8 protein-coding genes are annotated in these 13,274 nt (G+C 63.2%); 4 read left to right on the forward strand and 4 right to left on the reverse strand.

The window, feature by feature from the left end:
* Window positions 1-43: 43 nt before the first annotated feature.
* Both P9272_RS19385 and P9272_RS19390 read right to left on the reverse strand, forming a co-directional pair.
* A complete protein-coding gene (locus P9272_RS19385) occupies window positions 44-1,423 on the reverse strand; it encodes an aspartate aminotransferase family protein (protein WP_278161784.1) in 1,380 nt (459 codons plus the stop codon).
* A 205-nt stretch (window positions 1,424-1,628) separates the two neighbouring features.
* Window positions 1,629-3,698 (reverse strand): prolyl oligopeptidase family serine peptidase, encoded by a 2,070-nt coding sequence (locus P9272_RS19390; RefSeq protein WP_278161785.1) that lies wholly within the window; start codon window positions 3,696-3,698, stop codon window positions 1,629-1,631.
* 215 nt (window positions 3,699-3,913) lie between these two features.
* Between P9272_RS19390 and P9272_RS19395 the strand changes: the two genes are divergently transcribed.
* The 4 genes from P9272_RS19395 to P9272_RS19410 all read left to right on the forward strand — a co-directional run bounded on the left by P9272_RS19395 (window position 3,914) and on the right by P9272_RS19410 (window position 11,219).
* A complete protein-coding gene (locus P9272_RS19395; protein WP_128258076.1) occupies window positions 3,914-5,491 on the forward strand; it encodes a trimethylamine methyltransferase family protein in 1,578 nt (525 codons plus the stop codon).
* A gap of 101 nt (window positions 5,492-5,592) precedes the next feature.
* Complete coding sequence (locus P9272_RS19400) at window positions 5,593-8,163, forward strand: FAD-dependent oxidoreductase (RefSeq protein ID WP_278161786.1); 2,571 nt, start codon at window positions 5,593-5,595, stop codon at window positions 8,161-8,163.
* A 186-nt stretch (window positions 8,164-8,349) separates the two neighbouring features.
* Window positions 8,350-9,861 (forward strand): glycosyltransferase family 39 protein, encoded by a 1,512-nt coding sequence (locus P9272_RS19405; RefSeq protein ID WP_278161787.1) that lies wholly within the window; start codon window positions 8,350-8,352, stop codon window positions 9,859-9,861.
* A gap of 17 nt (window positions 9,862-9,878) precedes the next feature.
* Window positions 9,879-11,219, forward strand: coding sequence for a Xaa-Pro peptidase family protein (locus P9272_RS19410; RefSeq protein ID WP_278161788.1), 1,341 nt, complete (start codon window positions 9,879-9,881; stop codon window positions 11,217-11,219).
* On the opposite strand, the gene P9272_RS19415 is transcribed toward P9272_RS19410, so the two are convergent.
* Together P9272_RS19415 and P9272_RS19420 are read right to left on the reverse strand one after the other, a co-directional pair.
* The gene (locus tag P9272_RS19415) at window positions 11,187-12,026 is read right to left on the reverse strand and encodes a PhnD/SsuA/transferrin family substrate-binding protein (RefSeq protein ID WP_278161789.1); all 840 of its coding nucleotides are present in this window, start codon (window positions 12,024-12,026) and stop codon (window positions 11,187-11,189) included. The genes P9272_RS19410 and P9272_RS19415 overlap by 33 nt on opposite strands.
* 75 nt (window positions 12,027-12,101) lie before the next feature.
* Window positions 12,102-13,103 (reverse strand): fatty acid desaturase, encoded by a 1,002-nt coding sequence (locus P9272_RS19420; RefSeq protein WP_278161790.1) that lies wholly within the window; start codon window positions 13,101-13,103, stop codon window positions 12,102-12,104.
* Window positions 13,104-13,274 lie beyond the last annotated feature (171 nt).

A 13,274-nucleotide genomic window follows, 5' to 3' on the forward strand; every position in this document is an offset into this window, starting at 1 on the left:
AATGGACCGGGCGCTCATGGGGGAGCGCCCGGACAATATCCCCTCAGCGCTTCCGTAAATCCGCGTCCGCGAGATCGAGCGCCTTCGCGATACGCTCGCAAGCCATATCGATCGTGTCGCGCGTCCAGATCAGTGGCGGCGACAGGATCATCGTGTCGCCGGTGGCCCGCAGCATCATGCCGTTCGCGATGGCGTGGTCGCGCACCACGACGGCCGCACTTCCCGACGGTAGGTAGCGTTCCTTTGTCGCCTTGTCCTTGACGATCTCGATCGCGCCCATCAAGCCGATCGAACGCACCTCGCCCACCAGCCTGTGCCCGGCGATCCGCTCCTGCAGCGCCTGCGCGAAATACGGACCGGTGTCGTGCTTGACGCGCTCGACCAACCCTTCCTTCTCGATGATCTCGAGGTTCTTCAGCGCCACCGCGCAAGCCACCGGATGACCGGAATAAGTGTAGCCGTGATAGAATTCGCCGCCCTTCTCGACCAGCGTCCTGGCCACGCGATCGCCGACCAGCAGAGCCGACAGCGGCTGGTAGCCCGAGGTCAGCGCCTTGGCGGTGGTGATGGTGTCGGGCTCGATGCCGAAGGTCTGCGCCGCGAACCATTCGCCGGTGCGGCCATAGCCGGTGATCACTTCGTCCAGCATCAACAGCACATCGTATTTGCGGCAGATGCGCTCGACTTCCGGCCAGTAGCTCATCGGCGGGATTTTTACCCCGCCGGCGCCCATCACCGGCTCTCCAATGAAGGCAGCGACCTTGTCGGCGCCGGCTTCGAGAATCGCCTCCTCGACCGCCTTGGCCGCGCGAATGCCGAAATCATGGTCGCTTTCGCCGGGCAGCGCCAGCTCATAGGCATAAGGCATCATCACATGGACGATGTTGGGCACCGCGCCGCCGAGCTGCTTGTGCATCGGCTCCATGCCGCCCAGCGACGTGCCGGCGATGGTCGAGCCATGATAAGCCATCTTGCGCGAGATGATGCGGTTCTTCTCGGGCTTGCCCTCGAGCGCCCAGTAGTGGCGCACAAGCCTGAGCGCCGTGTCGTTGGCCTCCGAGCCGGACGAGCCGTAAAAAACCTGGCTGACATGCTTGGGCGCGAGTTCCGCCAGCTTCTTCGACAAGAGCACCGGCGTCGGCGTCGAACATTTGAAGAAGGAGTTGTAGTAAGGCAGCTCCTTCATCTGCGCGTACGCCGCCTCGGCTAACTCGTCGCGACCATAGCCGACATTGACGCACCAAAGGCCCGCCATGCCGTCGAGGATTTCGGTGCCGTCGGCGTCGTAGATGAACGGCCCCTTGGCATGGGTGATGATGCGTGAGCCCGCCTCGCGCAGCTCCTTGTGGTCGGTGAAGGGATGAAGGTGATGCGCGGCGTCGATCTGCTGAAGCTGCTTCAGCGAATAATTCTGATAGGTCATGGATTTGATCTTTCCTCTTGAATCAATCCGGCAACGGCCGGGGCGGATTCTTAGAGGAACGCGGGTGGCGAATAGCCAATGCGGGCGCACAGCCGCAGCAGCTCGGCGCGAAGGGTCCGCGGTGACGGCGTCACCGCGACCCCGAAGGCGCCTGATGTGCTGAAGCGTATCATGGCGCCAACTTATGCCGGCTGCGGTTAGAAATTCAAGCTGTTCTGGTCAGCGCCCGCTTGAGGAACATGTAGCGCATCGCTGTCTGCGCCGCCTGTGGCCGGCGATCACCGCGCCCGCCATGGCCGCCTTCGGTCTCCTCGAAGAACAGCGTCCGGCCATGACCGGCCTCATTAAGCCGCGCCGCCATCTTGCGAGCGTGTCCAGGATGGACGCGGTCGTCGGCAGTCGAGGTCATCAACAGCACCGGCGGATAGGCGGCATCGGTTGCGACATGCTGATAGGGTGAATAGGCGGCGAGCCATGCCGCCTCCTCCGGCTTCGACGGATCGCCATATTCGGCGATCCAGGAGGCGCCAGGCGGCAGTTCCGTGTAGCGCAGCATATCGAGCAAAGGCACGTCGATGATGACGGCGCCGAACAGCTCCGGCCGCTGCGTCAGCGACGTGCCGGTGAGCAGGCCGCCATTCGAGCCGCCCTGGATGCCGAGCTGCGCCGCCGTGGTGATGCCGCGCCTGACCACGTCCTCTGCGACGGCCGCGAAGTCGTCGAAGGCATTCTGGCGCTTGCCCTTGAGCGCCGCCTGGTGCCAGGCCGGACCGAACTCGCCGCCGCCCCGGATGTTGGCCTGGATGTAGGCGTTGCCCTCGTCCAGCCAGAGCTTGCCGCGGATCCCGGCATAGCCGGGCAGCAGCGGCACTTCGAAGCCGCCATAGCCATAGAGCAGCGCCGGCACCGGCCCGTTCTGGTCGCGGCGCCTGACCACGAAATACGGGATCATCGTGCCGTCTTTCGAGCGCGCCTCGAACTGCTCTGAAACATAAGGCGAGGCATCGAAGCGGGCCGGCTGCGCTTTCACGGTTTCAAGTGTCTCGCCATCGTCGTCCGACCAGATGATGGAGCTCGGCGTCAGGAAATCGGTGAAGGAAAAGGACACGCTCGAGCCGAAATGCTCAGCATGGCTGATGCCGACATTGCCGTTGTCGGGCAGAGCCACCGGCTTGAGCGACCAGCCGTCGGGAGTGCGGTCGCAGGCGATGACCTTGCCGCGCACATTGTCCATGAGGTTGATGAACAGCCGGTCCTGTGTCCTGGCGAGCCCGGCGATCGAAACACGACGCACCGGTGCAAGCACGGTTTCGAACGGACCGAACTCCCCGGTCTGGATCCAGCGGTCGAAATCGACCGAGTAAAGCCCGTCGGGCAGGCAGCGCGTGCCGTCCGGCGTCGTCCACGGGCTGCGCACGCCGAAGATCAACTGGCCCTTGAAGATCGCCGTGTCGGTGGCGTCGTCGGGCAGCGGAATGCGGCGGTTCTCGCCTGAATCCAGCCACAGGAAACTGTGGGATGTGAAGAAATCGAGCGTCTTGCCGAGCAGCACATGCCGCTTGTCGCGGTCATATTCCACACCGCCGCCGACCGCGAGATGCTGCTTCTCGCCTTCGAAGATCGGCGTGGCGTTCTCGAGCTTCGTGCCGCGCCGCCAGAGCTTTATGACGCGCGGATAGCCGGACTGGGTCTTGTCCTCCTCCGTGAAAGCCGCCGAGACGATCACCGTCTCCTGGTCCAGCCAGGAAAAGCCCGACTTGGAAGCGCGCGCGGAAAAACCGCCCTCGACAAAGGACCTCGTCGCGATGTCGAATTCGCGCATCTCGCTGGCGTCGCCGCCATCGGGCGACATGTAGAGCAGGCAGCGGTTGAAATCGGGATAGAGCCGACTGGCGCCGCCAAAAACCCATTTGACGCCTTCCTTTGCCGAGAGCTGGTCGAAATCGATGATCGTCTCCCACTCCGGTTTGTCGGTCTTGTAGGAAGCGACCGGCGTGCGCCGCCACAGGCCCAGCGCGTTGGTCTTGTCCTGCCAGAAATTATAGACGTAGCCGGCAAGCGCGGCCCCTACCGGCATATTGTCCTCCGCCGTCATCAGGTCGAGCGCGGTCTCGAAGGTCGCCTGATAGGAAGGATCGCCCTGCAATTCGGCGACCGTCAGCGCATTCTGACTATGAACCCAGTCGAGCGCTTCCTTGCCGTTGCGATCCTCCAGCCAGAGGAAGGGATCGTTGGCGGTCAATTCGGGCTGGGTTTTGGTCATTGCGCTGGCCATGCGGGTCTCCGGGTGTCATCTCACGGCCCGCCCTACATCGCGTTCGCCGCACGAACATTCAAGAGCGGCATCCCGCGATGCCGCTTGGCGGATAGGACCAGCGGCTCCCCTTTCGTCATGTCGCTTCCCTCGCCCTAGTGGTCGCAGCCTCCTCACCGGCTGTATTGCCGCCGGTCCATTATGCCGGCCAATTTCGCATCCTCACGAGGCTTCTCATGACCGCCGCCCTTCATCCCGCCGAGCCGGCACTGGCAACCGATCGCCCCCGCCGTGGCGGCCGCGCGGGCAAGCGCGCTGGCGGCTCAGCCGCCTTCGAGCAGCCCGCCTTCCGGCAATTGAAGAACCCGCTGGCGCCGACCAGATTCGTGTCCGACGACGAACTGGAATCGATCCACCTCGCCTCGCTGCGCGTGCTGAAGGAGATCGGCGTGGATGTCCTGCACGAGGAAGCTCGGCGTATCATGAAGGCGCATGGCGCGGATGTGCGCGAAGGCTCGGAGCGCGTGCGCTTCGACAGCGACATGATCCTCGAGCTGGTCTCGCACTGCCCGTCGGAATTCACGCTGCACGCCCGCAACCCCGACCATAATCTGCGTTTCGGCGGCAACAACGTCATCCTGTCGATGATGGCTTCGGCGCCGAACTGCTCCGACCTCGATCGCGGCCGCAGGCCAGGCAATCAGGCGGACTATCGAAATTTCCTGCGCCTGGCGCAGATGCACAACATCTTGCATTGCACCGGCGGTTATCCGGTCGAGCCGATAGACATCCATCCGTCGGTGCGGCACCTGGAGTGCATCCGCGACCTCGCCATGCTGACCGACAAGGTCTTCCACATCTATTCGCTCGGCAAGGAGCGCAATGTCGATGGTATCGAGATCACTCGCATCGCCCGTGGCATTAGCCGCGAGCAGTTGATGCAGGAACCGTCGGTCTTCACCATCATCAACACCAATTCGCCGCTCAAGCTCGATGTGCCGATGATGGAAGGCATCATCCAGATGGCGAGCATGGGCCAGGCCGTGATCGTCACGCCTTTCACGTTGTCGGGCGCCATGGCGCCGGTCACCGTCGCCGGCGCGCTGGTGCAGCAGAACGCCGAGGCGCTTTCCGGCATCGCCTTCGCGCAGATGGTCAAAAAAGGCGCGCCGGTCGGCTATGGCGGCTTCACCTCCAACGTGGACATGAAGTCCGGCGCGCCGGCCTTCGGCACGCCCGAATATATGAAGGCGCAGCTCGTCGGCGGCCAGCTCGCTCGGCGCTACAACATCCCCTACCGCACCTCCAACACCTGCGCCGCCAATACGGTGGACGCGCAGGCCGCCTATGAGAGCGTGTTTTCGCTATGGGGTGCGATCCAGGGCGGCGGCAACCTGATGATGCACGGCGCAGGCTGGCTGGAAGGCGGCCTGCGCTGCTCCTACGAAAAGACCATCCTGGACATCGACCTGTTGCAGATGGTGGCCGAGTTCCTCACCCCCCTCGATCTGTCCGAGGATGCGCTCGGCTTCGACGCCATCCAGTCGGTCGGCCCCGGCGGCCATTTCTTCGGCACCCAACACACGCAGGAGCGCTACAAGACCGCCTTCTATTCGCCGATCGTGTCCGACTGGCGCAATTTCGAGACTTGGACCGAGGCGGGCTCGCCGACGGCTATGGAACGCACCAACAAGGTCTGGAAGGAGCGCCTTGCCTCCTATGAGGAGCCGTATATGGACCCGGCCATACGCGAGGAGCTCAACGACTTCGTCGAGAAGCGCCGCGCCGAAGGCGGCGCGCCGACGGATTTCTGATTTTCTGTGTGAGGATGGACAGTCGACCCCCACCCCGTCGAGCTTCGCTTAGCTTCCATACCAATCATTCGATTCAGTCTCTATAAAACGGACCTATCTTCATGAAATCCCATGTAAAAGCGGTTGTCATCGGCGGCGGCGTCGTCGGTTGCTCGGTGCTCTATCACCTCGCCAAGGCCGGCTGGACAGACATCATGCTGATCGAGCGTTCGGAGCTGACTTCCGGCTCGTCCTGGCACGCTGCCGGCGGCTTCCATACGCTGAACGGCGACCCGAACGTCGCCAAGCTGCAGGCCTACACGGTCCAGCTCTATAAGGAGATCGAGGAGCTCTCCGGCCAGTCCTGCTCGCTGCATCTGACCGGCGGCGTGATGATGGCCGATACGCCGGAGCGCATGGACTTCCTGCGGCTTGCCCACGCCAAGGGCCGTTATCTCGGCATGGACACCGAACTGATCACGCCCTCGGAAGCCAAGGCGATGTTCCCGCTTATGGATGAGAAGAATTTCGTCGGCGCAATGTGGGATCCGGTCGAGGGCCATCTCGACCCTTCAGGCACCACCATCGCCTATTCCAAGGCCGCGAAAAAGCTTGGCGCCGAGATCGTGCTGCGCAACCGCGTCGTCGACCTGACGCAGCAGCCGGACGGCACCTGGAACGTCGTCACCGAGCAAGGCACGGTCCACGCCGAGCACGTCGTCAACTGCGGCGGCCTGTGGGCGCGCGAGATCGGCCGCATGGTCGGCGTCGAACTGCCGGTGCTGGCGATGGAGCACATGTACCTGCTCACCGAGCCGATGCCGGAGGTCGAGGAGTTCAACAAGTCGACCGGCCGTGAGATGATCGGCGTGCTCGACTTCAAGGGCGAGATCTACACCCGCCAGGAGCGCAACGGCATCCTTCTCGGCACCTATGAGAAGGCGTGCAAGCCGTGGTCGCCGGTCAACACGCCATGGGATTTCGGCCATGAATTGCTGCAGCCCGACATCGACCGCATCGCGCCGTCGCTGGAGATCGGCTTCAAGCATTTCCCCGGCATCGAGAAGGCCGGCATCAAGCAGATCATCAACGGTCCCTTCACCTTCGCGCTCGACGGCAACCCGCTGGTCGGCCCGGTGCAGGGCCTGACCAATTTCTGGTGCGCCTGCGCCGTCATGGCCGGCTTCAGCCAAGGCGGCGGCGTCGGCCTCGCGCTTTCCAACTGGATGGTGCATGGCGATCCGGGCTTCGACGTTTGGGGCATGGATGTCGCTCGCTTCGGCGAATGGGCGACGCTGCGCTACACCAACGCCAAGGTGCGCGAGAACTATTCGCGCCGCTTCTCGATCCGCTTCCCGAATGAGGAACTGCCGGCCGCCCGTCCCGCGCAGACCACGCCACTCTACGACACCATGTTGGCCAACAACGCCGTCATGGGCGATTCGTGGGGCCTCGAGACGCCGCTCTGGTTCGCGCCGAAAGGTACGGAACCGAAGGACATCGTGTCCTTCCACCGCTCCAACGATTTCGGACCGATCGGCGAGGAAGTGCGCGCCACGCGCGAGAAGGTGGGCGTCACCGAGATTGCCAACTTCGCCAAATACGAGGTGTCCGGCCCGGGCGCCGAGGATTTCCTCAACCGGCTGATGACCAACCGGATGCCGAAAGTCGGCCGCATCGTGCTGACCCCGATGGTCAACGAGTTCGGCAAGCTGATCGGCGACTTCACCATCGCCAAGACCGGCGAGGACCGCTTCATGATCTGGGGCTCCTCGGCCGCGCAGAAATACCATATGCGCTGGTTCGAGAAGCATCTGCCCAAGGATGGGTCGGTGCGTATCCACCGCTTCGACCAGACGCTGGTGGGTCTCTCGATCGCGGGGCCGAAATCCCGCGATCTGCTTCAGAAGCTGGTCGATGTCGACGTCTCGACCAAGGCCTTCCGCTTCATGGACTTCCGCGAGATGGCAGTTGGCGGCGCGCCCTGCATGGTCAACCGCATCACCTATACTGGCGACCTCGGCTACGAGATCTGGATGGCGCCGGCCTATCAGCGCCTCGTCTACAAGGCGATCAAGAAGGCCGGCGAGGAATTCGGCCTCGTCGATTTCGGTATGCGGGCGCTGCTCTCCATGCGCCTGGAAAAGAACTTCCCGACCTGGTTCCGCGAGTTGCGGCCAATCTACGGGCCGTTCGAAGGCTCGATGGACCGCTTCATCAAGCTTGAGAAAAACGACTTCATCGGCCGCGAAGCGTCGGCCAAGGAGCATGCGGAAGGGCCGAAACTGCGCCGCGTCTCCTTCATCGTCGACGCCATCGATGCCGACGTGATGGGCGACGAGCCGATCTGGGCCAAGGTGAGCAAGGACTACGGCACGGTCGAGAAGCCGCATGGCTACGGCGCGCCGCGTTTCGATGAGACCGGCAAGGAGGTGCGGGGCTCCAAGGCAGCCGAAGGCGCCTCGGCCGTGCGCGGCATCGTCGATGGCGAATGGCGCGTCGTCGGCTGGGTGACCTCGGGCGGCTACGCGCACTACGTCCAGAAGTCGATGGCGCAGGGCTATGTGCCTGCCGCCCTTGCAGAGGACGAAAGCGCCTGCCTGTTCGAGATCGAGATCCTCGGCCACCGCCGTCCCGCCCGCATCAATGTCGAGCCGCCTTTCGACCCGAGCGGCGAGAAGATGAGGACCTGACGCGTCGAGCAATTCCGGGACAAGTGTGACGCGGTTTTCCACCCGGAATTGCGTAAAACAGACAGACAGAGCGGTTCACCGTTTCGTGGAAACGGCAAACCGCTCTGGCGATTTGTTGGATCGCGCCAGATGCTGTGGCATGCTCGATGCTCGCTACCGGCGCATCAGCATGAGAAGACTTTCCCCTTGCGGCAGCTAGAGAAATGGACCGATTGGCTCTGCGATGGACGGGTCGGTCCATTCAGCGCCGCGATCGCGTCGGTACTCCTCTATTGCCTGACCCAGATCGTGGTGATGGCGCTTTTGTCCCATTTTGCGGGCACGGGCGTCGGCGTCGACGATTCCGAGCAGTTGATGGAGATGCGGTTCCTGGCCGCCGGCTACGGCAGCTCGCAGCCGCCTCTATACACCTGGCTGGCAATCCTTGCGGCCTCGCTGGTCGGAGCCAGTGTCCTTGCCCTCAAGATCGTCAAATACGGCCTGCTGGCCGCCGGGCTGGCCGCCTATTTCACCGCCATACGCCGCCTGGGTTACTCGAACCGGGCCGCTGCCGCCGGCATGTTCGGGCTGCTTCTGTTTCCGCAGATCTTCTGGGAAATGCAGCACGCCTTGACCCACTCGGTCGCCATATTCTGCTTCACCTCGGTGCTGCTTCTCGCGCTGGTCGAGGTGGAAAAGCGGCGATCTGCTGTTGCCTATGCATTTTTTGGCCTGGCGACGGCGGCCGCGATGCTATCGAAATACAACATCGTCATCTTCCTTGCCGCCCTGTTCCTGGCATCTCTGTCGGTCCGAGAAACGCGTGAGGCGATCTTCGACCGCCGCTTCCTGATCAGCGTGGCGGTAGCAATCCTTGCCTGCCTCCCGACGCTTCACTGGAACATCGCGCACCCGGATGACTTCCTGGCTCACAGCGGCGGCTTCGGCGCCGGCCAAGGCGACAGCCTCCTGGAGACGGCGGTGCTCGCCCTGCGGGGACTGGGCAACGCGGTGCTCAATTTCGCGTGTCTGCCGATAGCTATCGTTGCCGTCGCGTTTCTCCTGGCGGCACGGAAAACCACGACATCCCCACAGTCGACGCGTTGGCCCGAAAAGCTGCTGTGGCGCACGATCGCCCTAGCCGTGCTGATCACGCTGGTGGTGGTTCTGGCCGGCGGCATCACGCAGTTTCGCGATCGCTGGGTGCTGCCCATATTCGTCCTTTTGCCCGCTGCCCTTGCCATGCGTTTTGATGCCATCGGCCAAACGGGCGGAAAGGCGCAAGGAACCATTGTCTTCGTCGGCGCGGTCCTCGCCGTCCTTGTGCTGCCGGTAAGCTGGTACATGCACTTGAACGGCGGCGACAGTCGCGGCAGCATCGTGCGCATGGACTACCGGTCGCTTTACGAAAAGATCAGCGCCGGCGGTCCGGTCAAGACCGTGGTCTCGAGCTGGTTCTGGGTCGGCAATCTGCGCCTCGTCGACGCCAACCTCATCGTGCTCGATGACGAGATACCGGACTTCGCCCGCCTCATCCGCGAACCGGCGGTGCTTGTGCTTGCCGATGACAGGGAACCGCCCTCGGATGTCTTCGAAGAGTTGGCCCGCGCCGGCTACGCGATGGATACTGTCCACCGCACTGTCGAGGTGCCGCAGGCGCTCGGCTTCCAGCCGCGCAAGGTCACGATCACCAAACTGCATAGGAAGATCGCGCCGTGAGTTGTGAAGGGGGACGAATGGACAAGCTGGGCTTCGGTCGCCACCGAAAGATCATGCCCTTCGAGCCTGGCTCGGTCGAAGCGTTGCGCGAGGCCTCGCGCGAGAAGGCGGCCTCGCTCAACCAGCATTTGCTGGGCTATGGCGCGACAGCGGAGGCGGAATGGGCCGCGGCCGGCATCGCCGCGCCTGACCTTACCGCCATGCGCAGATACCGGCTGGAGCGCATCCGCGCCGAACTGAAGCGTCGCGACTATGCCGGCGCCCTGCTCTACGACCCGGTCAACATCCGCTACGCGACGGACTCGACCAATATGCAGCTCTGGGTCGCGCACAACCCGACGCGCCACTGTTTCGTCGCCACCGAAGGGCCGGTGGTGCTGTTCGACTATTTCTCATGCGAGCACCTGTCCGACCATTCGGGCGTCGTCGACGAGGTCCGGCCGGCGGTGTCGTGGATGTATCTCTACAGCGGCGAGTTGACCGATGAGAAGGTCCGCCGCTGGGGCGCCGGCATTGCCGAGCTCGTCGCCGGGCATGGCGGCGGCAATCGCCGCATCGCCGTCGATCACATCAATCCGGACGGGGTCGAGGAACTCGCCCGCCGCGGCATTTCCGTCGGCAATGGCGAGGCGGTGATGGAAAATGCGCGTCTCATCAAATCTCCGGATGAAATCCTTGCCATGCGGCGCTCGATCGTCGCCTGCGAGGCGGCGATGGGCGAGATGGAAGCAGCGCTGAAGCCCGGTATCTCCGAGAACCAATTATGGGCGGAACTGCATCGTGGCAACATCGCACGCGGCGGTGAATGGATCGAGACGCGGCTTCTGTCGTCCGGCCCGCGCACCAATCCCTGGTTCCAGGAATGCTCCTCGCGCGTCGTCGAGAATGGCGACCTCGTCGCCTTCGATACTGACCTCATCGGTCCCTACGGCTTCTGCGCCGATCTTTCGCGGACATGGCTCTGCGGCGACAGGCCGCCGTCGAACCAGCAGCGGGATCTCTTCCGCATCGCTGCCGATCAGATCGCTCATAACACCGGTCTGATGCGGCCGGGCGTCTCCTTCCGCGATCTCGTCGAGCGCTCGGCGGTGCCGCCGGACGATTGCTACCCCACGCGCTACGGCGTGCTTTACCACGGGGTCGGCCTTGCCGACGAATATCCGACGTTGCCACATGCTGGCGACTGGACCGATGACACGCCGGACGGCGTGCTCGAACCAGGCATGGTGCTCTGCGTCGAAAGCTATATCGGCAGGCTGGGCGGACGCGAAGGCGTTAAGATCGAAGAGCAGATCCTGATCACCGAGGCCGGTAACGAGAAGCTGTCAGCCTACCCATTGGACGAGCGGCTGCTCTGACGTGCCGCCTTCAGCCGCTGCGACGGCCTCGCGCATCACGGCAATGGTCTTTTCCGGCGTCGTCCTGGCGGAGATGAAGGGCAAGCCCTTACGCCGTGCCGTCCAGCCGACCACCTTCATACCTTTCGCCGCCGGCTCGAAACGTTGCGCCAACGCCCAGCTCTCGCAGTCGACGGCCGCGATATCGGCCCTGCCCTCGGCGATAGCGACGATTGACGATCGGTGGCCGCCGCTTTCGCTGCGCGAAGCGAAGATGTCCAGGCTTTCGCCCATCGCCTCTAGGTCGCGTGTCAGCCCGAGCAGTCCCGACATCGAATCCGGATTGTTGAAGGCGAAGCGCTTGCCGCGAATAAGATCGAGCGGGATCATAGCCTTGCCATCCTGCGGCGAGGCAATGGGCGGTCCGCCATCAGCGGCCATCACTAGCGCGCTAGAATAGAGTTCGCCCTGCCCGCCCTCGAACGCATCGTAGTTCGGCTGCGCGATCACCTGCACATGCCGGGCGAGGCCGAGTTCCATCGGCCCCCAGCATGTCTGCCCGAAGAGCAGCACCGGACTTAGCCAAAGTTCATGAAAATCGAGTTCGTCCGGAGGCAGCGTCGCCGGATCCGGCGCGATCACCTCGCCGGCGGCGTCGAGGATGCCGCCGGGCACCGGCGGCAGATCACCATTGCGGCGCACGATCGTTTCCGGCGCATCGATGCCCCGTTGCCGGAACGCGTCGCGGAGCCGCGCCCATTGGGCGTCAACCTCGCCCCGCGCTTCGGGCCAGTCATACATCGGCAGTGCCGCAACGAACTTGCTCATGTCGAACAGCTTTCAAGGACAGGCGACCTTCGGCGCCTGCGTTCCGCCGCGAAAGGCGGTCGCGGAAAGCCGAGATTACTCCTTCGGCGGCTCAGCGGGAACTGGCGCCGTTCCAAGCCCGCTGACACTGCGCGCCCTGATGCGCGGCTTGAAGGCGCGGCCCGATTCCGGCGTGCGGCGCAGCACCGGATGGACGACCGGCTCCTTGGCTTTGAAAGCGTGGACCTTCAGCATCGCGAAATAGTTCGGATAGGCATAACCGTTGTTCATCCGCAGCCACTCTTCGCGGCGCTCGCGAAACAGCTTTGGCAACCTATACCAGGCAATGGTTGGGCTCTTGTGATGAAGGAAATGCAGATTGTTATTGAGGAACAGGAAGGAGAGCGGCGAACGCTCTACGATCACCGTGCGCCCTTCCGGATGCTCTGACCACTGGTGCTCCGCATAGGTGCGGATCGAGATCAGCGACTGGCCTAACCACACCGGCACTAGGATATAGAGCCAGAGCGGAATGCCGAAGCCAAACGTGACGATCAGCACCACAACCGCGAGACCGATGGCATGCAGCAGCCAAGCCTTGCGGATCACCTTGTCGCCGGCAAGGATCTGCTTGGCGTCGTCGACGAAGAAACCGACTGAGGACAACCACGGCCCGAGAACGAAGCGGCCGACCATGGTGTTGTTGACCTTGAGCAGAAGCTTCATTGTCGGCGGCAGCTCTTCATGTATCCAAAGCGCCTGGTAATAGCTCTCCGGATCGTCGAGCGGATCGGTCAGCCGCTCGTCTGCATGATGACGAAGGTGGATGGTCTTGAAGCGGCGGAACGGCCACACCATGCCGATCGGCAAGAAGACGAAGGCTTCATTGACCCTGCCGCTGCGGGTTGGATGGCCGTGCGACACCTCATGCATCAGCGAGGATTGCAGAGCCAGGATAAAGGGCAGGATGGCAAGCGCCAAAAGCGGATAAGATGGCCACAACAAAAAACCAGTGGCGAGCCAGGCACCGTAGCAGAAGAGAATGAGGAAGACTGTCGGCCATTCGATTGCCGGTGCGCTGCTACGTCTCTTATCCATGACGGTATTCGTGCTTGCCATGCTATCGACCACTGCCCCTCAGTCGCCGGAACCAACTCGATTCCTGACAGCATTGTGTCAGGAGCCTGCCGTTACATCAACGCGACAAAGCGCACAAACTGTTGCGAATGCGCATTATCGGCCTCATATGTTATACATTGTCAACAAATA

This window comes from Mesorhizobium sp. WSM4976, assembly GCF_029625685.1.
In the GTDB taxonomy this organism is placed as follows: domain Bacteria; phylum Pseudomonadota; class Alphaproteobacteria; order Rhizobiales; family Rhizobiaceae; genus Mesorhizobium.

Excerpts from the sequence above, each read along its gene's own strand:
- P9272_RS19420 (WP_278161790.1), bottom strand. The coding sequence starts at position 13,103 with ATGGATAAGAGACGTAGCAGCGCACCGGCAATCGAATGGCCGACAGTC.
- P9272_RS19385 (WP_278161784.1), bottom strand. The coding sequence starts at position 1,423 with ATGACCTATCAGAATTATTCGCTGAAGCAGCTTCAGCAGATCGACGCC.
- P9272_RS19400 (WP_278161786.1), top strand. The coding sequence starts at position 5,593 with ATGAAATCCCATGTAAAAGCGGTTGTCATCGGCGGCGGCGTCGTCGGT.
- P9272_RS19410 (WP_278161788.1), top strand. The coding sequence starts at position 9,879 with ATGGACAAGCTGGGCTTCGGTCGCCACCGAAAGATCATGCCCTTCGAG.
- P9272_RS19390 (WP_278161785.1), bottom strand. The coding sequence starts at position 3,698 with ATGGCCAGCGCAATGACCAAAACCCAGCCCGAATTGACCGCCAACGAT.
- P9272_RS19395 (WP_128258076.1), top strand. The coding sequence starts at position 3,914 with ATGACCGCCGCCCTTCATCCCGCCGAGCCGGCACTGGCAACCGATCGC.
- P9272_RS19415 (WP_278161789.1), bottom strand. The coding sequence starts at position 12,026 with ATGAGCAAGTTCGTTGCGGCACTGCCGATGTATGACTGGCCCGAAGCG.